Origin of the sequence: Marinobacter flavimaris (assembly GCF_002933295.1) — a bacterium.
In the GTDB taxonomy this organism is placed as follows: domain Bacteria; phylum Pseudomonadota; class Gammaproteobacteria; order Pseudomonadales; family Oleiphilaceae; genus Marinobacter; species Marinobacter flavimaris.
Map to the genome: position 1 here is coordinate 15,394 of NZ_PSSW01000014.1, position 20,448 is coordinate 35,841.

Annotated in this window: 17 protein-coding genes; 6 read left to right on the top strand and 11 right to left on the bottom strand. The window is 55.8% G+C overall.

Going from position 1 to position 20,448, the window contains the following annotated elements:
- Positions 1-31: 31 nt before the first annotated feature.
- Entirely contained in the window at positions 32-973 is a 942-nt protein-coding gene (locus tag MDHKLMBL_RS18910) for an AraC family transcriptional regulator (protein ID WP_104272070.1), read from the bottom strand.
- Between the two features lie 207 nt (positions 974-1,180).
- Positions 1,181-2,296 carry an MBL fold metallo-hydrolase gene (locus MDHKLMBL_RS18915; RefSeq protein ID WP_104272189.1) on the bottom strand — a complete coding sequence of 372 codons (1,116 nt, stop codon included), beginning with the start codon at positions 2,294-2,296 and terminating at the stop codon, positions 1,181-1,183.
- Positions 2,297-2,517: 221 nt separating this feature from the next.
- Between MDHKLMBL_RS18915 and MDHKLMBL_RS18920 the strand changes: the two genes are divergently transcribed.
- Positions 2,518-2,958 carry a (R)-mandelonitrile lyase gene (locus MDHKLMBL_RS18920; RefSeq protein ID WP_104272075.1) on the top strand — a complete coding sequence of 147 codons (441 nt, stop codon included), beginning with the start codon at positions 2,518-2,520 and terminating at the stop codon, positions 2,956-2,958.
- Positions 2,959-3,015: 57 nt separating this feature from the next.
- On the opposite strand, the gene MDHKLMBL_RS18925 is transcribed toward MDHKLMBL_RS18920, so the two are convergent.
- Positions 3,016-3,870 carry an aldo/keto reductase gene (locus MDHKLMBL_RS18925; RefSeq protein WP_104272079.1) on the bottom strand — a complete coding sequence of 285 codons (855 nt, stop codon included), beginning with the start codon at positions 3,868-3,870 and terminating at the stop codon, positions 3,016-3,018.
- Positions 3,871-4,067: 197 nt separating this feature from the next.
- Positions 4,068-4,970 (bottom strand): LysR family transcriptional regulator, encoded by a 903-nt coding sequence (locus MDHKLMBL_RS18930; protein ID WP_104272081.1) that lies wholly within the window; start codon positions 4,968-4,970, stop codon positions 4,068-4,070.
- A gap of 120 nt (positions 4,971-5,090) precedes the next feature.
- Here MDHKLMBL_RS18930 and MDHKLMBL_RS18935 point away from each other — a divergent pair, with 120 nt between their 5' ends.
- The 3 genes from MDHKLMBL_RS18935 to MDHKLMBL_RS18945 are packed head-to-tail and all read left to right on the top strand — an operon-like array spanning position 5,091 to position 7,312.
- Positions 5,091-5,900 (top strand): DODA-type extradiol aromatic ring-opening family dioxygenase, encoded by an 810-nt coding sequence (locus MDHKLMBL_RS18935; RefSeq protein WP_104272084.1) that lies wholly within the window; start codon positions 5,091-5,093, stop codon positions 5,898-5,900.
- Positions 5,901-5,944: 44 nt separating this feature from the next.
- Entirely contained in the window at positions 5,945-6,739 is a 795-nt protein-coding gene (locus MDHKLMBL_RS18940) for an SDR family NAD(P)-dependent oxidoreductase (protein WP_104272085.1), read from the top strand.
- 54 nt (positions 6,740-6,793) lie between these two features.
- Entirely contained in the window at positions 6,794-7,312 is a 519-nt protein-coding gene (locus MDHKLMBL_RS18945; protein ID WP_104272087.1) for a cytochrome b, read from the top strand.
- An 88-nt stretch (positions 7,313-7,400) separates the two neighbouring features.
- On the opposite strand, the gene MDHKLMBL_RS18950 is transcribed toward MDHKLMBL_RS18945, so the two are convergent.
- Positions 7,401-10,229, bottom strand: coding sequence for a PAS domain-containing protein (locus MDHKLMBL_RS18950; protein ID WP_158254294.1), 2,829 nt, complete (start codon positions 10,227-10,229; stop codon positions 7,401-7,403).
- A 241-nt stretch (positions 10,230-10,470) separates the two neighbouring features.
- A complete protein-coding gene (locus MDHKLMBL_RS18955; RefSeq protein ID WP_104272092.1) occupies positions 10,471-11,340 on the bottom strand; it encodes a LysR family transcriptional regulator in 870 nt (289 codons plus the stop codon).
- Positions 11,341-11,501: 161 nt separating this feature from the next.
- On the opposite strand from MDHKLMBL_RS18955, the gene MDHKLMBL_RS18960 reads away from it, so the two are divergent.
- Together MDHKLMBL_RS18960 and fghA are read left to right on the top strand one after the other, a co-directional pair.
- Positions 11,502-12,620 carry an S-(hydroxymethyl)glutathione dehydrogenase/class III alcohol dehydrogenase gene (locus MDHKLMBL_RS18960; RefSeq protein WP_241956275.1) on the top strand — a complete coding sequence of 373 codons (1,119 nt, stop codon included), beginning with the start codon at positions 11,502-11,504 and terminating at the stop codon, positions 12,618-12,620.
- Positions 12,621-12,667: 47 nt separating this feature from the next.
- Positions 12,668-13,522 (top strand): S-formylglutathione hydrolase, encoded by an 855-nt coding sequence (gene fghA / locus MDHKLMBL_RS18965; RefSeq protein WP_104272095.1) that lies wholly within the window; start codon positions 12,668-12,670, stop codon positions 13,520-13,522.
- A 37-nt stretch (positions 13,523-13,559) separates the two neighbouring features.
- Here fghA and MDHKLMBL_RS18970 read toward each other — a convergent pair whose 3' ends face one another.
- From MDHKLMBL_RS18970 to MDHKLMBL_RS18990, 5 genes are all read right to left on the bottom strand, one after another.
- Positions 13,560-14,174 carry a response regulator transcription factor gene (locus tag MDHKLMBL_RS18970; RefSeq protein ID WP_104272097.1) on the bottom strand — a complete coding sequence of 205 codons (615 nt, stop codon included), beginning with the start codon at positions 14,172-14,174 and terminating at the stop codon, positions 13,560-13,562.
- Positions 14,167-17,091 (bottom strand): ATP-binding protein, encoded by a 2,925-nt coding sequence (locus MDHKLMBL_RS18975; RefSeq protein WP_104272099.1) that lies wholly within the window; start codon positions 17,089-17,091, stop codon positions 14,167-14,169. The genes MDHKLMBL_RS18970 and MDHKLMBL_RS18975 overlap by 8 nt, the downstream gene beginning before the upstream one ends.
- Before the next feature lie 189 nt (positions 17,092-17,280).
- Entirely contained in the window at positions 17,281-18,702 is a 1,422-nt protein-coding gene (locus tag MDHKLMBL_RS18980; protein ID WP_104272101.1) for an aldehyde dehydrogenase family protein, read from the bottom strand.
- Positions 18,692-19,042 carry an EthD family reductase gene (locus MDHKLMBL_RS18985; RefSeq protein WP_104272104.1) on the bottom strand — a complete coding sequence of 117 codons (351 nt, stop codon included), beginning with the start codon at positions 19,040-19,042 and terminating at the stop codon, positions 18,692-18,694. Before MDHKLMBL_RS18985 ends, MDHKLMBL_RS18980 begins: the two co-directional genes overlap by 11 nt.
- Before the next feature lie 10 nt (positions 19,043-19,052).
- Positions 19,053-20,429: an OmpP1/FadL family transporter gene (locus MDHKLMBL_RS18990; protein ID WP_104272107.1), complete on the bottom strand. Its 1,377-nt coding sequence runs from the start codon at positions 20,427-20,429 to the stop codon at positions 19,053-19,055.
- Positions 20,430-20,448: the final 19 nt, after the last annotated feature.

Here is a 20,448-nt window from a genome sequence, read left to right on the forward strand (position 1 = left end):
ACCGCGCGGTTTACCGTTTTGCGATAACCGGTCAGGCCGGCTGCTGCACCAGCTTGCGGATATCCTGCATCGGCGGAGCCCCGAACATCCGGCTGTATTCCCGACTGAACTGCGATGGGCTCTCATAGCCCACCTGGAAAGCGGCGCGAGAGGCATCCACGTGTTCGGTCAGCATCAATCGGCGAGCTTCGCTGAGCCGCATTCTTTTCTGGTACTGAAGAGGCGTCATCGCCGTCATTGCGCGGAAATGATGATGAAAGGCCGAGACGCTGAGTCCGGCCCGGCTGGCCATCTCGTCTACCTTCATGGATTCCTTGTAGTGTTCTTTCAGCCACTCAATGGTTTTGGAAACCCGATAACCGTTCTGGCCCGAGGCCGCCATATTGCGCAGTCGAGGGCCCTGCTCTCCTTTCAGCAACCGGTAGAGAATCTCACGCTGAATGAGGGGGCCAAGCGCCGCGCTGTCTTCAGGCTCACCAACGAGATCGAGCAATCGATTGAAGGCATCCATTAACGGCGGATCGATATCGTTGACCGCGATGCCGAGCGACTTGTCGAAGGGCTGCCGTGCGATGTGAGCCGGGTTCTCCAGTATCAGCTGGGATAGCGCCCGAAAATCGATTTCCATGGTGAGACCGAGGTAGGGCTGGTCCTCCGATGCCTCGAGGATTCTGGACACCACCGGCAAATCAATGGAGGTAATCAGGAACTGGCTGGTGTCGTAGAAAAACGTATCTTCGCCCACCACGACCTGTTTTCGACCCTGGCCAATCAGGCAAATACTGGGCGCCAGCATATAGCTGGTCGGGTCCGTGGGATGATGCCAGCGATGGAGGCTCAGGCCCTTGATGTCTGTATCCAGACGGTTGGTACCCTCGGTGGCTTTCTCAATCCTGGCGGCAAGACCGAGGGGGCCGCGGTCGTCGCCCGTATACGGTTGCTGCTTATCTGCACGCGCCTGTTTGTCAGACATTGTTCGGTTGCCTCCACGAATCACTGTTCCAATGCGGTTGTTCAGAAAGTCAGGGATACAGCGTTCTGACTTGATTCAAGCTCAAAACCGACGCCAATTCACGCCCCACACCGGGCATAAAGAGAATCGGGCAAGAATTCAACAGTATCGAGCCACTCACGCCCCAAACGCCGTCTTAAGAGCGACTCTGGCCCTGACCGTACCTGGTCATCTCCACCAGGCGCCAAACCTGGCCGGTTGCAGCTGATCCAACTCAAGCGGTTCACCCACCATCGGCGTCAACAAATCGAACGGTTTTCCCTCACTCGCTGCCACCATGCGCTCAAAGGGCTCGTCCCATGGGTGCCGGGCCAGTGTGAATCTGCCAACGTGCGCCGGGATGAGTGCCTTAGCACGAAGATCCTCAGCCGCTGCCACTGCTTCCTCCGGGTTCATATGGATATACGGCCAGCGCGGGTCGTATTGCCCGCTGTCCAGCGACACCAGATCAAAAGGGCCGAAGCGTTCGCCAATTGCCTTGAAATGGGGGCCATAACCGGAGTCCCCACTGAAGAGCACGCGACGATCGGGCGTTTCGATCACGAAACCCGCCCAGAGGGTCTTGCCGCGGGTCAGCAGGCGGCCGGAGTAATGACGGGCGGGGATGAGATGTATGCGCACCTCATTACCGATTTCAAAGCTGTCATACCAGTCACCCTCCCAGACCCTTGCCTCCTCATAACCCCAACCCCGGAAATAGCTTCCGACACCCAGCGGAGAGACGACCTGATCCACTTTGGGCTGAAGCTGTATCACGCTGGAATAGTCCAGGTGATCCCAGTGATCATGAGTAATAAGAAGCGCGTCAATGCCCGGGAAATCGCTGGCCCTGTAGCCATTCGTCCCCGCGTAGGCCGCGTTGAGAAACGGTAAAGGCGCCGCGTAGTCACTGAACACCGGATCAATCAGGATGCGTTGGCCATTCAATTGAAGAAAGAACGATGAGTGACCAAACCAGACAACCAGGTCTTCCCGTGCATCGAGTGCCTTCAGGTCGACTTTTCTGGATGGAATTGGTCCGTTCGGTGCCAGCCGCTGAGTATCGGAGCGCAGATTTTCAAGCAAGACTTCCACGAACGATTTGTCGCCAGCGAACATGGGTGTTTCAACAAGATTATGGAACTGCCCGTCCTGATAATTGGAGGAACGCTCAATGGCGGACAACCGATCACCTTCGGGCAGCTCGCCAAACTTCGGATGCTGAAGATACGCGACCCCGGCAACGATGAGGACGGCGAGGATGCCGCTCAATCCGTAAAACACGTTTCTTGCCTTTCTTTTCATGACAACGATAACCAACCTGATTGAGGTATTCCGGACGCAGTGTTCCGCTGCCCAGCGCACGCCATTAAACACCACTGGATAAAACGCGTTCACCTCTTTTCAGTGTCTTCCGGAGGATTAGGCAATAAACCAGCAGAATCGCTATAAGACGGCGGCAGGGAGAGGTGCTCCAATGGTCTTGCGATAGAAAATTCCACTGAAGCGACAGAGGAAAAAGCGTCATGCCGAACAAACCGTTCCCGGAATCTCAGACTCACTACACCGAAGAATCACGGAATTCATTTACCGGCCCCGCCGAGTTCTTCACCGGTGATGTCCAGGTGGATGTGATGTTTCCCAATAACGACACGGCCCACTATTCCGGAGCCTTTGTCACCTTCTCGCCGGGCGCGCGAACCGCCTGGCATGAGCACCCCGCTGGCCAGCACATGGTTGTGACCCAGGGCACCGCACTGACCGCAACACGAGATGGGACAGTGATCAAGTTCAAGGAAGGCGAGGCGGTTTGGTGCCCACCCGACCTGGACCACTGGCACGGCGCCACACCGGACGCGCCGATGAAACACTTCGTCGTGACAGGCGATAAAGACGGCGAAAATGTTTCCTGGAAAGAAAAGGTCAGCGAGGAGGAGTACCAGCAAGCCGTTGCCAAAACCCAATAAAAAGAAGCCCCTCGTTTGACCGGGGGGCTTCTTCTTTTGAATCAGCCAGGATTCGTCTTATTGAAAGACCGGGAACTGGCTTGCCTCTCCGTAGTCCTTGATCGGCTCCAGGGCACTCAGCGCGTCCATGTCGGCCTGTGCGATCTCGAAATCCACCGCGGCGTTGTTCGCCATGTGGTCCGGGTTGGCGGTTTTGGGCAACGGCAAGAGGCCCAGTTGCAGGTCGTAGCGAATACACAGCTGCGGCACGGAGACGTTGTACTTCTCCGCCATTTTGATAATCGCTTCGTTCTTGAACAGCTCTCCATGACCGACCGGGGAATAGGCCTCAACCAGCATGCCTTTATTGCGTGAGTAATCGATCAGGGCACCCGGCACATTGGTGACATGCGCCAGGATCTGATGAACCATGGGCGCCACGCTGCAGGTTTCGAGAATGGTATCGATGTCCCGTTCCTGAAAATTCGACAGACCGATGGCCTTCAGCTTTCCGGCCTTGTAGGCGTCTTCCAGGGCACGCCAGGCTTCCTGATTGCCCTCAGGGAAACGGTCCTCGGATCCGAAGTGATCCCAGGGCTGCGGGCTGTGGATGATCATCAGATCGAGGTACTCGAAACCCATTTTCTCGAGCGATTCCTCAATCGCAGCGGTGGCCTCGTCATAGGTCTTGTGACGGGCTGCCAGTTTGCTCGTGACAAACAATTGCTCACGCTCCAGAGAACTGGCGCGCACACCGTCCGCCACCTCGGCTTCGTTACCGTAATCCTGGGCCGTGTCGATGTGCCTGTAGCCAAGCTCGATGGCTTTTTTGACGGCATTTGTGGCGGATTCGCCCTCGATCATCCAGGTTCCGAGGGCAAGCTTCGGAATCGCAATACCGTTCGCCAGTGTGTAAGTCTCTTTGAGAATCATAGTGATCGCTCTCCTGTATTTAGCCTTGATTTTCCGAACGTTATGGAGCGAGTTTCGGAAATGAGGCGTTCAGGGATGGGACCATGGCCTCATAGGTCAGAGTTTGCTCGGAAAGCGTCGGTGTTTGAATACACGATTCGGTCGGTTGATTGCCTAAAACTCCAGCTCCGCCGCTTGCCGGGTCAGAGCTGTGGTTGTCACCGGGAACTGACCGAGAACGCCTCCACCAGGAAATCAATCATTGCGCGGACCTTGGCCGGGAGCCGTCGATCGGGCGGAAACAGTACGTGCAGGCCGCCAAGCTCCACCACCGGAACATCCAGTACCAGTTCCACGAGGGTTCCATCGCGCAGCGCGTCGGCGACAATAAAGTCGGGCTGGTAGATCACGCCCTGACCGCCAACGGCGGCGGCCAGCAGTGCATCGCCGTTATTCGCCTTGAGCGGCCCCTGAATCGGCACTTTTACCTCACCGTTGCGGCCAAACGACCAGGTTCCATCGCCCTGCTGGGAAGACAACGAATAACTGAGGCACTGGTGACTACTCAGTTCAGAGACTTTGCGAGGGGTACCACAGCGCTCCAGATAATCTGGCGCGGCACAGACCCGCATCGGGTAGTCTCCCAAATGCCTTACTTTCAGATCACTGTCGGCCAGGTGCCCGATGCGAATCGCGAGATCCCATCCCTCTGCAATCAGATCCTGCTGTGCATCACTCAAACCGAGTTCTATGTGAACGTGCGGATAGCGGCGACTGAATGCCGGCAACAGGGGGGCGATGTAGTGAGTGCCAAAAGACAGGGGCACGTTCATCCGTAGCAGGCCAACGGCCTGATTACCCTGGGCCGCCAGCTGCGACTCGGACTCTTCAAGATCCAGGAGGATTCTCTGGCAGGTGGCGAGGTAGTCCAGCCCAGCATTGGTCAGCGTCAGGCGACGGGTGGTGCGATGACACAGGCGCACGCCCAGCCGTTGCTCAAGTGCGTCCAGATGCTTGGTGGCCATCGCCGGCGAGATCCCCAGATCACGGCCGGCTGCAGAGAGACTACCCAGCGTTGCGGCCTGAACAAACACTCGCATGCCGGTAAAACGGTCCAACATTATTTTTAACTCTCAGTTAAAACTGATCCTAAAGTTAACATGTTCTCTTTCTGAAGGTGAATAGTTATCGTTGCTCGGCAACGCTGTTTCCACAGACTGCGGTCAGGAGAGGTAGTTCCGATGCACCAGAAAGCGACACAGCCAGTACTCTTTATTCCTCACGGAGCGGGGCCCTGCTTTTTCATAGACTGGAACCCGCCGACCACCTGGAATGGCATGGCTGAGTTTCTGGCCAGCGTAAGCACTTCATTGCCGGAACCACCCAGGGCCATTCTGATGGTATCCGCCCACTGGCTTGCCCCCGAGTTCACGGTGACGTCGGGCCAGCAGCCGGATCTGATTTACGACTACTACGGTTTTCCCGAACACACATACCAGCTCAGTTATCCAGCAGAGGGCATGCCTTCATTGGCCAGTGAGGTTGTCTCAAGGCTCAAGGCTGCCGGCATTGAAGCCCATGAAGACGCCCAGCGCGGGTTTGACCACGGTATGTTTATTCCCCTGAAGCTGATGTTTCCGGAGGCCGACATCCCGGTGGTCCAACTGTCGCTGAAGGCGGATATGGACCCGGTTTCTCACCTTGAAGCGGGCGAGGCCCTGGCTGGTCTTCGCGAGGACGGCGTGCTGATCATCGGCAGCGGCATGAGTTTCCACAACATGCGAGGGTATGGCGATGCCCGCTACACCCAACCATCGGAAACGTTCAACGAGTGGCTGGTCAATGCCGTCCACGACACACCCGCTGAACGAAAACGGGCGTTGGGCAGCTGGACCACGGCACCCCACGCCCGGGATTGCCATCCACCACGCGCAGAAGAACACCTGATACCACTGATGGTAGCGGCAGGTGCCGCAGGCGCGGACCAGGGGCGCACCGTCTACACCGAAAACGTTCTGAAAACCCGGCTTTCGGGATTCCGTTTCGGATGACGATGGCGTGAAAGCAAATTCAAAAAACCTTCAGGAGATTCCAGATGCAGATTGATCTCAGCGGCAAAACCGCACTGGTAACGGGTTCAACCGCCGGTATCGGGCTGGCCATTGCCAGCGGCCTGGCAAACGCCGGCGCACAGGTCACGATCACAGGCCGTCGTCAGGACAAACTGGACAACGCCCTCGCGAGTATCGAACAGACCTCCGGACGCACCGATATCCGGGGGATCGTGGCCGACCCCGGCACGGCCGAGGGTTGCCAGGCCCTGACTGGGGCCTGTCCGGACGTCGATATTCTCGTCAATAATCTGGGTATCTACGGCGCACAGCCGTTCTTCGATATTGCGGACGACGACTGGGACCACATACTTGAGGTCAATGTCATGAGTGCTGTCCGGCTCGCCAGGCACTACGCCCGTGGGATGGCGGACCGGGGTTGGGGCAGGATCCAGTTTATTTCCAGCGAGTCAGCCCTGAACATCCCGTCTGAAATGGTTCACTACGGCGTCAGCAAGGCCGCCCTGCAGGGGCTTTCCCGCGGCCTGGCGAAGGTACTCGCGGGCACAGGCGTCACAGTAAACACGATCCTGCCGGGCCCTACCCGCACCGAGGGCGCCGTAGCCATGCTTCAGGAGATGGCTTCCGAACGGGGCGTATCGATGGCAGAGATGGAAACGCTCTTCCTTGAAGAAAACCGACCCTCAACGCTGATCAAGCGGTTCGCTGATCCCGTGGAAGTAGCCAGCCTGTGTGTTTACGCGGCCTCCCCCCAGGCCAGTGCTACCACCGGTTCAGCCCTGCGAGTGGAAGGCGGCATTGTTGAAAGCATCGCCTGAAACAGGGCGCTGCATCGATTACCAAAAACCGAAACCAGAGGACATCCCTTTACCATGAAAGACTCCAGGGAAAGTTACGGAACACTCAGCAAAAGCCTGCACTGGCTGATGGCCGTCTTGATCGGCTGGCAGTTTCTGAAGTTTGGCGACCGGGTTGCCGACGGCGAGCACTGGGTTGGCGAAACCCTGGTGCCCTGGCATGTGTCGATCGGAACACTATTGCTCGCATTAATCGTGCTGCGCATGATTTGGGCTTTCAGTCAGCGCGGCCAACGGCCCCAACATGAGGATCCGCAGGGACGCCTGGTGAAAATCGGTCATGGTTTGCTCTATGCGGCCATGCTGTTGCTGCCCGTCACCGGAATTCTGATTCTGCTGGGCGGCGGTTATGGTCTGAACGTCTTTGGCATGCAACTGATTGAAAAGGGTGACAAGATTGCCTGGGCATCGACCATTGGCGGCATCCATTCCACCCTAGCCTGGGCTCTGGCGGCTCTGGTGATTGGTCATATCGGTATGGCGCTGTTCCACCAGCATGTGAAAGGCGATGGCACCCTGAGCCGGATGGTCTGATTGAACCGAGAGTTGCAGCACCTCGCTCGGCGGGTGCTGCAACTCCGCAGCGCACCCAATTCGGCATGTGCGCCCGCGGCCGAAGCCATTATGTGCTGCTCTTGATCAGGTCGATAAAACTCTCCGGTTTGCCCAGAGCAAAGCCTTGACCGTAGTCGACCCCAATCTCCCTGAGTTTTGAAATAATCGCATCACTTTCCACAAACTCGGCTACGGTTGTCATACCCATCAGTTGCCCGAGATCGTTGATCGATTTCACCATTGCATAATCGAAGGAATCTTCAGCGATGTCTTTTACAAACATTCCGTCTATTTTCAGGTAATCCACCGGCAGATTCTTCAGATAGCCGAAAGAAGAAATGCCGCTCCCAAAATCGTCCAGCGCAAAGCTGAATCCCAGACTCCTCAACGAATTGATGAACTTCACCGCGCTTTTGAGGTTTGAGATCACCACCGTTTCGGTCACTTCGAAACACACCTTGTCAGGCGCAAGAGAACCACTGCGCACCAGCTCGAGAATGTACTCCAGGAAATGAAAGTCACCAAGGGAGGCACCGGAAAGGTTGATGGCGACCAGATCAACCGATTGGAAGAATTCCCTGTAACGAACAAAGAGATCGGCAACTTCAGTGACGACCCAATGGTCAATTCTGCCAATAATATCGTAGCGCTCTGCCGCTGGTAAAAACGCGCCCGGGGGGTAGATTTGACCGTCTTCCCCGCGAAGCCTGATCAGGATCTCGTAGTGCCCCGCACCCGGCTTTTTGAACGACTGAATGGGCTGGGCAAACAGAATAAACCGGTTATCCGTCAACGCCGCTTCGATCTTCGAGATCCACTCGATCTGGCCTTTCCTGAGATTGATCTCGGCATCATCCTCTTTGAACACATGGATGCGATTTCGGCCTTGTTCTTTGGCGGTGTAACAGGCGATGTCCGCCTGCTTGAGGAGAGTTGTCAGATTTCCGGTAGCCGCGTTGATCTCGACAAGGCCGATACTCGCCCCGATACGAAAAACGCCGGACTCCCAGACAAACTGGTAATCGGCGATCTGGCTCAATACGCTCTGCGCGACTCTGAAGGCCTGCTCTAAACTGCAGTCCTCCAACAAAATCGCGAACTCGTCGCCCCCAAGGCGGGCCAGCGTATCGTTTTTCCGAACCAGCGTGTCCAGCTCAATGGCCAACTGCCGAAGCAGCTCATCACCCGCAGTGTGTCCGCAGGTATCGTTGATAACCTTGAATTGATCCAGGTCCAGGAAACAGAGCGCGTGTTGTCTTTGCGAACCTTCTACGTCCGTCATCAACTGATTGGCCCGCAATTCAAACTCACTCCGATTGATCAGGCCCGTCAGGCTATCGTGACTGGCGCTGTAGGCAAGTTTGTAATCGAGCAGCTTTTTATCCGTAACATCGGCAGTAACCACAATCCAGACCGGGCCATGGGTGGGATGATCAAACCCCGAGAGACTCGTGGAATACCATACGTTTTCACCTTGTTCGTTTGACCGGCTCCACTCTCGCCTCCAGACCTTCTTGTTGGCGACTGACTGGACCACTTCCTTGATGGTGTCCGAGTCGAGCTGTATACCGAAGCAATCCAGTTCAGTCAGTTTTTTTCCGACCACGCTGTCTTGATGACAACGAAACATTTTTTCAAAGGTCGGATTCACATAAACAATTTTTTGGGAGTCGCTGACAACCAGACAAACGCCCTCAATCATGTTTGAAGTGATCTGGCTTTGCGTTAACAGGAGGGATTCTTTTTCCTTCTTTTCGGTCACGTCTGAAACCATCGAGGCGATTCCCAAGACGCGGCCCTCTTTATCCACCAGCGTGGTATTAAACCATTCACAAACAATAACTTTTCCGTCTTTGGTCCTGTTCTGGTTTATCGATGATTCACCGCCTGTTCGGTGCAGGAGTGAATGGAACAGGTTGAAAACATGGCCTTTGACCTCCTCTGGCACAATGGATTCCCACGAGGACAGACCAATCATCTCGGACTCGGAATAGCCGAAAATTGAGGTCGCGGCGGGGTTCCAACTGGTACAGATCAGGTTGGGATCCCAGGTAATACATCCCAGAGGGGTATTCTCAACGTGCGAGGAAAGCAGGGCTTCGCTCCTGGTGAGTTGATTTTCCGCTTCTTTCCTCGCCGTGATGTCCACAAAGCTGATAATGGCCTTTCCCTGAACGGAATCGTCAGGATTCTGGGTTTCCAGGTAATGAGTCGTCACAGAGGCCCAGATCGGCTTGTCACGGTCGGGCCTCAAGACCCCGACGACATAATCAAACAGGTTCGCTGACGACGACAACGCCACGTTAACGGGGTACCTGGACAAAGGCAGTGGGTTCAATTGCTCGTCGATGAATTGCCAGGCGGGATCAATTGCCTTCTTTCCGGCCATTTGCTCCTGTGTCAGGCCAAGGATGTCAGTTGCAGCGCGGTTGCTGTAAAGGATGCTGGTATCCTCTGCATGCAAAACGATACCAATCTGCAGGCTGTCCAGAGTCGAACTGTACTCTTGCCGTTCCTCTGAAATTCTCTTCTTGCTCTCGGCAAGCTGTTTCAGCGCGGACGTCTGCTCATGAATGTCATGACAGGAGCCGATATAGCCCACGAACTCGCCCGTCGGCTCAAAGTATGGAGCACCTTCATCCCGAATCCAGCGATAAACACCGTCCGCACGGAGCAATCTGTAATCCATCGAAAAGGACTGTCTTTGATCAAAGGCTTGCCCAAAGATTTCCCGGCAACGGCCATAGTCATCCGGGTGAACTCCCTTGCTCCAGCCGAAACCGGCTTCATCATTCAGACGCTTGCCCGTGAATGTCAGCCACGACTCGTTGAAATAAACGCACTCTTTGTTGGCATCCGAAATCCAGATCATGACGGAAGCTGAGTGGGTCAGCATTCTGCCGACCAGAATGCTTTGCTCCGGACTGAGTGGGCCAGAAATCATGGCGGGAGAAGACACTTTTCAGAAGAGAAGCGATTGATGCCCATAGCGAACCAGCCATCAGAATGGTAGGACTGTTCATTCACCATAGACGTTGGAACGGTATCTGCAACTCGTGGCCTCTTGATGCGGAACCCTGACCGGGGGACCGACTGTGCCCGAACCCGGTCATCAGTCGATGAAGAAAGGGGGCGACCTACACCAGTGAGTCGGCAAAAAAATCGAGGAGCAGTCGCACTTTCGGTGATACATGGCGATTGTGAGGATACACCGCCCAGATACCGTCATCGTCTTCCTGGTAGTGAGTCAGCACCGGGATCAGCCGCCTCGAGTCCACTGCAGCCTGAACGTAATAATCCGGCAACTGAACAATACCAATGCCCTTGAGGGCGGCATCGAGCAGAGCCCTGCCGCTGTCACAGCGAATATTTCCTTTGACCCGGACATTTCGGGGCTGCCCTGCTTCCTGGAAGCGCCAGTAATCGAGGTTGCCCAGCAGACAGTTATGATTCGCCAACTCGGAGAGCGAGTGCGGCGTGCCATGCGTCGCAAGGTAATCGGGCGACGCACACACGTACAGGGTTCGGGATGCAAGCCGCCGCGCCATCAGAGTGGAGTCCTCCAGCTTACCCATGCGCACCGCAAGATCGTAGCCTTCAGCCACCAGGTCCAGGGTCTGATTGGTAAGATGCATCTCCACATCAAGTTCGGGGTAACGCACAACAAAGTCATTGACCAGTGGCGCAATCGACTTTTCTCCATAGGTCACCGGCGCCGTGAGTCGCAGCCTGCCTCGGGGGATCAGCTGCATATTGGTGATGGAACGCTCCGCCTGCTCAAGGGCATCAAGCACCTGGCGACAGTGCTGGTAATACAGCTGCCCGGCCTCGGTGGCAGACACGCGACGTGTGGTTCGATAAAACAGGCGAGTTGATAAGCGGGCCTCCAGGGCACTGACCTGTCGGCTCACTTGTGCGGTCGAGACGCCCAGTTGCTTCGCGGCACGGGTGAAGCTCCCGGTTTCGGCTACCGCCACGAATTCATCTACCCCTTCCCAGCGATGCATGACTGTCCCCGTTCATGGTGTGCCATCTTGATTATTGCACACCAGTAAAAGTTATTTACTGAGAGCGGTCATTATCAATCAGATCACTATAAATACAATGGGCACTTCGATCGGGCGGCGCCCGCCCTTCCTGTATACCGATGGAGAACACTATGGCTGAAATGATCAAATCAAAAGCGGCAATTGCCTGGGGCCCCGGTCAGCCACTGTCCGTTGAAGAAGTGGATGTCATGCCCCCGAAAGCGGGAGAAGTGAGAATAAAAGTGATGGCAACGGGTGTCTGCCACACCGATGCCTTCACCCTCTCCGGAGAAGATCCCGAGGGCAACTTTCCGGCCATCCTTGGTCACGAGGGCGGCGGAATTGTAGAAGCGGTCGGCGAAGGAGTCACCAGTGTGGCGATCGGCGATCACGTCATTCCGCTCTATACCCCCGAGTGTGGCGAGTGCAAATTCTGCCTGTCTGGCAAAACCAACCTGTGCGGGAAAATCCGCGAAACCCAGGGCAAAGGACTCATGCCCGATGGCACCAGCCGTTTCTACAAGGACGGCCAGCCCATTCATCATTACATGGGTTGCTCGACCTTCTCCGAGTACACCGTTCTGCCGGAGATTTCACTGGCGAAGGTCAACAAGGAAGCCCCGCTGGAAGAGGTCTGCCTGCTCGGCTGTGGCGTCACCACCGGCATGGGCGCGGTCATGAATACCGCGAAGGTGGAAGAAGGCGCCACGGTGGCCATTTTCGGGCTCGGCGGCATCGGCCTGTCTGCGATTATTGGTGCGACCATGGCCAAGGCGAGCCGAATCATTGGCATCGATATCAATGACAGCAAGTTCGACCTGGCACGACAGCTTGGTGCAACCGACTGTATCAATCCCAAAGACTACGACAAGCCGATTCAGGAAGTGATCGTCGAACTGACCGACGGTGGCGTGGACTATTCCTTCGAATGCATCGGGAACGTCGATGTCATGCGGTCCGCACTGGAGTGCTGCCACAAGGGCTGGGGCGAGTCGGTCATCATCGGCGTTGCCGGGGCAGGCCAGGAAATCTCCACCCGCCCGTTCCAGCTGGTCACTGGTCGCGTCTGGAAGGGCTCTGCCTTCGGTGGCGTCAAAGGCCGTTCCGAGCTGCCCGGCATTGTCGAGCGTTACCTGCAGGGTGAATTCAAGCTCAATGATTTCATCACCCACACCATGGGGCTTGATGACATCAACGAAGCCTTCGAGCTGATGCATGAAGGCAAGAGCATCCGCAGCGTAATTCATTTCGACAAGTAATCGCGACGGCCACCTGCCCCGCAGGTGGCCGACCGATGGAGGTCCCGATGACAATCGAAAACCTGAGCAGCAACAAGAGTTTCGGTGGCTGGCACAAGCAGTACAGTCACCGTTCTGAAACCCTGGGTTGCAGAATGCGATTTGCGATCTACCTTCCGCCAGGAGTAGCCAACGGGGAAAAAGTACCGGTGCTCTATTGGCTGTCCGGCCTGACCTGTACCGATGAAAACTTCATGCAGAAAGCCGGCGCCCACCGTGTGGCCGCGGAATTGGGCATGGCCATCGTGGCACCGGACACCAGCCCCCGCGGCGATGACGTTGCCGACGATGAAAGCTACGATCTTGGCCAGGGCGCAGGCTTCTACGTGAATGCCACGGAAAGCCCATGGCATCCCCACTACCGCATGTATGACTACGTGCTGAATGAGCTGCCCGCACTGATCGAATCGGTGTTCCCGGTAACGGATCAACGCTCGATTTCCGGCCATTCAATGGGTGGTCACGGCGCTCTGGTTCTGGCTCTGCGCAACCCAGAACGATTCCAGTCCGTATCGGCCTTCAGCCCGATCAGCAACCCGGTAAATTGCCCCTGGGGCAAAAAGGCCTTCACCGCCTACCTGGGCAAGGACACCGCGCGTTGGGCCGAATACGACGCCAGCCTGCTGATGCGGGATGCAACACAGTTCGTACCAGCCCTGGTCGATCAAGGCGATGCGGATAATTTCCTGACTGAACAGCTTCAGCCAGAGGCGCTTGAGGCCTCGGCCAGCATCAGCAATTACCCGCTGGAGCTGAACTTTCGAGAGGGCTACGACCACAGCTACTTCTTTATCGCGAGTTTTATCGACCAGCATCTGCGGTTTCATGGCCGGTATCTGGGGTGCTCCACGTTGCAGTCCTGAGCATTCTCAAAAAGGTTGCCAGAAACACGGTTCCCGGTTAAAACAAATCAGGATAACGCTCGGCGATACGAACAAGCTCAGCAAGTGATCGTACGTCGAGTTTCTGCATCATATTGTGCCGGTGAACCTTTATCGTCACTTCGGCCACACCCAAATCAGCCGCAATTTGCTTGTTGAGCCTGCCTTTTACTGCCTCTTTGAGGATCTCCTTTTCCCTCCTAGTCAGCAGGTTTACCCGTTCTTTCAAGCTGGCTAACTGGCTGAGCTCTTCGTGTTTTCTCGCGTCCTGCCGCAAACCCTGATGGACGGCCTCCAACAAGTGATCCTGGTTCACCGGTTTTTGTAGAAACTCTATGGCTCCTGCCTTGATCGCCTTCACTGACATAGGGATATCGCCATGAGCGGTCACGAAAACGATCGGTACCAACTCATCGATCCCAATCAGGTGTTCCTGTAATTCAACACCCGTCATTTCGGGCATGCTGACGTCCAGCACCAAACAGCAGGGTCTCTCAAGTACCAAACTGTCCAGAAACGCTTTCGCAGATTCACAGGGCACAACGTTGAATCCGTGAGAACGGAGCAGGCTACTGATGGCCTCCCGCATCGAAAGGTCATCATCAACGACGTAGACAGTTTGCGTCTTACCCATGGCTGTTACCTTCTAATGGCACCGTCAATTCAAACGTAGCACCTGCCTGCCCTGGCTCCTCATCCAGGAGCGCAACATCGCCTCCCAGACGACTGGCAATTGTCCTGCATATGGCCAGTCCCATCCCCAGGCCCTCTGACTTGGTGGTGAAGAAGGGTTCGAAGGCACGGCCACGGGCCTTCAGCGAAACGCCCGGCCCACTGTCGCTGACCAGAACACGGATCTTGGCGATCTGAGGGCAATACCGAACATGCAAACGTAACCGTTTATCGTTGCTGGCCATGCTCTTCATGGCATCAATCGCATTCAGGACCAGATTCAGAAGGATCTGCTGCAGCTGTACTTTATCGCTCGTGGTTACAGGCAGATCCGACTCGATTACGGTATGAATCCGAATACCAATCTTACGGGCGGTCTCATTGACGAAATCCAGAACGTCCGAGATCAAATCAGTCCAATCAATCGGCTGGAGCTCCCCCGCATCGCGCTTCATAAACCCACGAATCCGAATGGCCACATCAGCCGCACGCTCACCGTCGCGCTGGATGTTTTTGATTGCTCTCGAAGCCTCGTCGACATTTGGGGGTGAATGGGACAGCCACTGGAGCCCAGCCTGACTATTGGCAACGATTGCGGAAAGCGGCTGATTGATTTCATGAGTGATCGACGCCACCAGTTCACCCATGGACGTGACTCTCATTACCCGCGCCAACTCCAAACGGGCTTCTTCCAACTCAAGCTCGGCCTGTTTGCGCTCACTGATGTCCTCAACGACGCCCATTAATAGGGGTGGCGAATCTTCAGTTTGGGGTATCACAGAAACGCTGGAGCTGGTCCAGACCTCATAACCCTGTTTGCTGATAAATCGCTTCTGATAGTGGTAGTTTTCAATGTCCCCTGATAGAAGCTGGTTCAGACGATTCCCGGTGATCGACCGATCAGCCTCATGGGTGAAATCAATCACCGAGCGCCCCATAAGTTCCTCAGCAGAGTAACCCAACATCTGACAAAAAGCCGGGTTCACGTTCACGAACATCCAGTGGGTATCGACGACAGCAATACCAACAGCGGAATTCTCATGAATCGCCCGCCAACGCCCTTCGGATTTTCGCAGTGCGTCGAAACTGCGCTGAAGTTGCCGGCGACCCTCAATCAACTCCCGGGTAAGCTGCATCAGATTCGTGTCCCGGGATTCCAGCTCCTGCTGAAGAGCCCGTCGCGCATCCCGCATAGTCACAATATTCCGAACCCTCGACAGTAACTCCGGCACAAAAAACGGCTTGGTGACATAATCCTGGACGTATTTCGAGAGCAGTTCGTTTTTGACCGCTCCCCCCGAATGGGCCGAGAGCACCAGAATAGGAATCTGAGCAGAATCCACTCGATTGCGAATGGATCGGATCATCTCATCACCGCTGAACTCCGGCATCATGAGGTCGGTAATGATCAGATCGGGCTGAGTCGATTCCAGAATCGCCAGCGCTTTTTTTGCGCCATCGACCGTGCGGACCTGATATTCATCACTGAGTACACGATCAATCAGCTCCCTCATTTCACGGTTGTCGTCGACCACCAGCACCCTCGGCTTTCCGGTTGCTTCAGAGGCTGATGGCTCATCTCCCTGATGCCCATCTTGAACGAGGAGACTCCCCGTATCGCGGTTGCTGTTTCTGACACTTTCACGGACGCCAGTACCACAGGGTGCCTTGGCCGGTAACTCCACACTGAACAGGGCGCCACCCACCGGAGAGTTGGTAACCGTTACTGTACCCCTATGAAGATCAACGAACTCCTTGACGATCGCCAGCCCCAACCCTGTTCCCTGGCGCGTACTCTGAAGCAGGCCCGCTCCCTGTTCGAAGCGTTCGAAAATCTTTGCCCTCTGGTCTGAGTCGATGCCAGGCCCCGTGTCCGTGACGCTGATCAGTATCCGGTCATTCTCGTGCTCCTCGACAGAGCAACTGATACGCCCGCCTCGGGGGGTCACACTGAACGCGTTATAGATCAGATTGAACACGGTTTGGCTCAGGCGCTCCCGATCCGCTTCGATCTCCAGACCGTCCGGAACCATCAGAGCAAACGCAATATTATTTTGCAGGGCAATCGCATCGAAATGGCTAGCAACCTCTTTCATGAACCCGACCATGGGAATCACTTCATAAAAGAGCTGAACCTTTCCCGCATCGACTTTCGCAAGATCGAGAAGGTCATTCACGAGATTGAGCATGGTAATGGCATTTCGCCTGATGGCTGACAGGTCCGTCTTCTGCCGTTCGGATAAACCACTGCTTTGAGAGAAAATGTCATCAACCGGGCCAATAATCAGCGACAGCGGGGTTTTGAGTTCGTGACTGATGTTGGCAAAGAAGCGATTTCTTTGTTCGTCCAGTTCCCGGTTTTTTTTAAGGAGCTCCTCAAGTTCGTTTTTCTTCCTTGCCACCTCAACTTCTACTTTTTTCTTCTCGGTGATATTCCGGCCTTCCGCGAGAATGAACCGCACCTCGCCGGCCTCATCCCTCAAGGGTGTGAGAGAATAATCCGTAATGATGGTTCGCTCACCGCTGGCCTCACCATAGACTTCGATATCTCGACGGATGAACTCACCCTGCGCGGCCCGCAGAACCATCTCCCGCTGGGAGGCCCTGCTTTCCTCAGACAGCGCAAACCAGCGAGCCTCCCAGAACGGCGTACCAACCACGTCTTCCATGGAAAGACCAGCTCCTCGCAGCGCAGGGACGTTGATCTCAAGGATGTTTCCCTCCCCGTCCAGGAGCCCGGCAAAGTGGTACATCTGATCCAGAATAATCCGGGCAAACTTCTCTTTTTGGGTCTGATAGTCATCCTGACCATCCAGATCAACGCTACCAATCCTGAAGGTTGGCTTGTTACGGAAAATACGCTTTATGAATTCATACATGCCCGGAACCGGTTTTTGTTGTTGTAAGGCTGGCGCAACACATTCCGCGAGCCAGTCCAGCGCCCCCAGACAAGCTCTCTGGCATAGTAGCCCCAAGCGCTTCCCCTGAAAACCGGGGCTGAGGCGGTTGCCCGTCCCAGCCCCCAAGGGCACAACAACAAACCTTTCGGGAAACCGCTAACGGGCTGACTAACCCCCTCCGCGATTCATACTGACAAGCTGAGCGGTGGTGTACTCGAGCAAACCCTCCTCACCGAACTCAACGCCTATACCCGACATCTTGCAACCTCCAAACGGGCAATGGGGAAGCACTTCGGCGTGGTTGTTGATCCAGGCCGTTCCAGTCTCCAGCTTCATTGCCAGAGCCCTGGCCCGCTCCAGATCACGGCCCCAGATGGAACCACCAAGGCCGTTGGGATTGTCATTGGCTCGGACCATCACTTCCTCAATGTCGGTGTAACGAATCACCGGCAACACAGGACCAAACTGCTCCTCGTCCACCAACCGGGTTCCATCGGATATATCCGCCACAATGGTTGGCGGATAAAAGAAGCCCTCGCCCGGCATTCGTTCACCCCCACAGACGATACGGGCTCCGTTCTCTCTCGCATCGCTGACAAGCTCTTCAATGTATCGCAGCTGTTTCAGGTTCTGGACAGGGCCAAAGCTGTTTGCCGCATCAAACCCACTGCCAACGCCTTGTTCTCTCGCCATGGTGGCAAGACGCTGAACCAGGTCTTCGTACAGGGAGTCATGAACGTACAATCGCTTCAGCGCGGCACAGGTCTGCCCCATGTTGAGAAACGATGTCTGGAAAATGGCACCGGCAATCTCATCGAGATCGGCATCATCCAGCACGATGCCCGCATCGTTACCCCCGAGTTCCAGAGTCAGTCTTTTCAGCGTATCCGAGGCCCCACGCATAATCGCCTTGCCGGTCGGAGTTGAACCGGTAAACACCATCTTGCTGATACCCGGGTGGGTGCTCATTGCCTCGCCGATTTCAACGTCGCCCGTCACACTGTTCACGACACCGGGCGGCACCACCTCGTTGATCAGCTCGACCATTCGCAGGGTACTGAATGGCGTTAATGGCGCTGGTTTTATAACCACCGTATTACGGGTGCGAAGCGCTGGCATGATATGCCAGACCGCAATCATGAGCGGCCAGTTCCAGGGTGTAATGGAGCCCACAACGCCAAGCGGCTTGCGGTGCAGTTCGGCAAGCCGGGTTTCGCTGTCCTCGATGACCTTGACTGGAATATCCAGATCAGCGGTGTATCGAGTCCAGGCAACAGCGGCACCTACTTCCATCTCGGCAAGTGCCAGTGGCTTACCCTGTTCCTGAACCACCATGTGCGCCAGTTCTGAGGCGTTGGCCTCAATGCGACCGGCAATCTCATGCAGCATGGCGCGCACATCGCTCTCGGGAGTATGTTGCCAGTGGCCAAAGGCCGTCTTCGCGGACGCCACGGCCTGATCCAGTTGGGCGACTGAAGTGCCCGGACACTGTGCGAACACCTGCCCACTGGCAGGATCCACGACATCCAGCGAGGGCGCCTCTCCGCTATGCTTCATACCACCAATGGTTAGAGCTGCTTCATAGTTCATTGTCATCTCCTGCACTCAATCGCTCCGGTGTGACCACCAGAGGTTTCAGAATGTCGGTATCCGAGACCACGGTCACCGCACCTTTGGGGGAAAAGTTGCCGATATCACCCGCCAGAAAAATCCCCACATCCGAGGACATGGCACGTTCCAGTGCCGGACCATTCCGGAAAGCGGCTTCGAAGTACACGAAGAACGGTGCACCCTCATCATTCGTCACGCTGTAGGAGGCTGACAGCAAGCCCGGCAACTCCAGTGCTTTCGGAAGATGGACCTCTCGGTAATAGGTCAGAAAGCCGTCTTCGTCGACGGGACGTGGATACAACACCAGTAGTTTTTTCATCCGGCTCACCTCAGAAGTTCAGCGCGTAGTTCAGGACGAAGTTGTCCTGAGACTCCGTCGTTCTCACCGGATTTCCAGTGTTGGTGTTTTGCGGGTTTGACCTGTCGATTTCGAGATTATGGGAATACGCAAAATCAATCTGACTTCGAGTGGACAATCGATATGAGAAACCGGTTGAGAGGATCCGGGTAGGGGTCACGGGCAGGGTCACAAACAGGTCACGATCAGGCACCACCTCGGTTCCATGACGGTAGCCGGCTCGTAAAACCCAGTCGCCAATCGAATACGCAGACCCAACGGCAACAATGGTTTGATCCTTGTAATTCTGGGGGACGACCAGATTCAGATCATCACCTCCGTCACTGGTAAAACCGACATGGATATCCTTCAGTACATCACGCCAGAACACTCTCGACACATCGAGAGACACACGCCAGTGGTCCCGAAGCTCATGGGTTACCCCGAACCCAAGAGAGGCGGGCATCTGAAAATCAGTGATTTCGACGTGTCCCTTGATGGGAATCTGCCCGGCCACCAGATCCACCGCGGTAAGAACCGCATCGCCCTGCAAATCATTCAGGCGGGTTCCAAAGTTATAGGCTGCACCCACACGCGTATTATCTGATGCCCGCCAGCTCAGGCCTAAGCGGCCGCTGACACCCCATGCATCTGCGCCACTGCTCAATGGGTGCTCCCGGGTAAAGCTCAGATGAGCGCCATCCAGGGCAGGCAAAGTAGCCAGGGTGCCCAGCAGGCTTCCACTGACACGGCCGTCGGCAATCAGGCTACCCACCTGATTTGCCCCCAGCAGCAGATTCAGATTCATGCCGCTCCATACCGCATCTACAGTGGCACCGATCGAAAGACTCTCATTCACCCGAAAGCTCAGAGCAAACGGTATATCGACAACCAACAGCCGGCTGCTGTTTTCCAAACCCGTAGCCGTGCCACTGGTCCCATCTGACAGAAAACTGTCGCTGCCGTATTCGGTCCCCAAACCACCCAGCGCAAAGGCACCAACCCCAAATGCCCAGTCGCCCCGGTTTACCGTGTAACCAATCTGTGGCGCAACGTAGGGCCCCCGGTTCTGCCCCCGGTCCGACGACCGCACCTGTTCACCGGTCGTGAGGTCCTCATTAACGATGTCCGCTGTGATCACATCCGCACCAAGACTGAAACGGCGGCCCTCGGGTGCCATTGACAAGGTTGCCGGATTAACCATCATGCCCGCCACGCCTACGTCCTGAGCCAGGGCCGTTCCGCCCATAGCCCTCGAAACGGCACCATAGCCTTCAAGCCTCAACCCCTCCGTCGACCAGGCGAATCCAGAGGCGGCCATAAGCGGAACGCCGAGCAAACCAATAGCTAATTTCGTATGTTTTCGCATGACAAGTCTCTTTTGTTGT

Coding starts and splice junctions, on each gene's coding strand:
- MDHKLMBL_RS18925 (WP_104272079.1), bottom strand. CDS start 3,870: ATGATTCTCAAAGAGACTTACACACTGGCGAACGGTATTGCGATTCCG.
- MDHKLMBL_RS18985 (WP_104272104.1), bottom strand. CDS start 19,042: ATGAAAAAACTACTGGTGTTGTATCCACGTCCCGTCGACGAAGACGGC.
- MDHKLMBL_RS18910 (WP_104272070.1), bottom strand. CDS start 973: ATGTCTGACAAACAGGCGCGTGCAGATAAGCAGCAACCGTATACGGGC.
- MDHKLMBL_RS18920 (WP_104272075.1), top strand. CDS start 2,518: ATGCCGAACAAACCGTTCCCGGAATCTCAGACTCACTACACCGAAGAA.
- MDHKLMBL_RS18945 (WP_104272087.1), top strand. CDS start 6,794: ATGAAAGACTCCAGGGAAAGTTACGGAACACTCAGCAAAAGCCTGCAC.
- MDHKLMBL_RS18955 (WP_104272092.1), bottom strand. CDS start 11,340: ATGCATCGCTGGGAAGGGGTAGATGAATTCGTGGCGGTAGCCGAAACC.
- MDHKLMBL_RS18930 (WP_104272081.1), bottom strand. CDS start 4,970: ATGTTGGACCGTTTTACCGGCATGCGAGTGTTTGTTCAGGCCGCAACG.
- fghA (WP_104272095.1), top strand. CDS start 12,668: ATGACAATCGAAAACCTGAGCAGCAACAAGAGTTTCGGTGGCTGGCAC.
- MDHKLMBL_RS18915 (WP_104272189.1), bottom strand. CDS start 2,296: ATGAAAAGAAAGGCAAGAAACGTGTTTTACGGATTGAGCGGCATCCTC.
- MDHKLMBL_RS18980 (WP_104272101.1), bottom strand. CDS start 18,702: ATGAACTATGAAGCAGCTCTAACCATTGGTGGTATGAAGCATAGCGGA.
- MDHKLMBL_RS18975 (WP_104272099.1), bottom strand. CDS start 17,091: ATGTATGAATTCATAAAGCGTATTTTCCGTAACAAGCCAACCTTCAGG.
- MDHKLMBL_RS18970 (WP_104272097.1), bottom strand. CDS start 14,174: ATGGGTAAGACGCAAACTGTCTACGTCGTTGATGATGACCTTTCGATG.
- MDHKLMBL_RS18935 (WP_104272084.1), top strand. CDS start 5,091: ATGCACCAGAAAGCGACACAGCCAGTACTCTTTATTCCTCACGGAGCG.
- MDHKLMBL_RS18960 (WP_241956275.1), top strand. CDS start 11,502: ATGATCAAATCAAAAGCGGCAATTGCCTGGGGCCCCGGTCAGCCACTG.
- MDHKLMBL_RS18940 (WP_104272085.1), top strand. CDS start 5,945: ATGCAGATTGATCTCAGCGGCAAAACCGCACTGGTAACGGGTTCAACC.
- MDHKLMBL_RS18950 (WP_158254294.1), bottom strand. CDS start 10,229: ATGCTGACCCACTCAGCTTCCGTCATGATCTGGATTTCGGATGCCAAC.
- MDHKLMBL_RS18990 (WP_104272107.1), bottom strand. CDS start 20,429: ATGCGAAAACATACGAAATTAGCTATTGGTTTGCTCGGCGTTCCGCTT.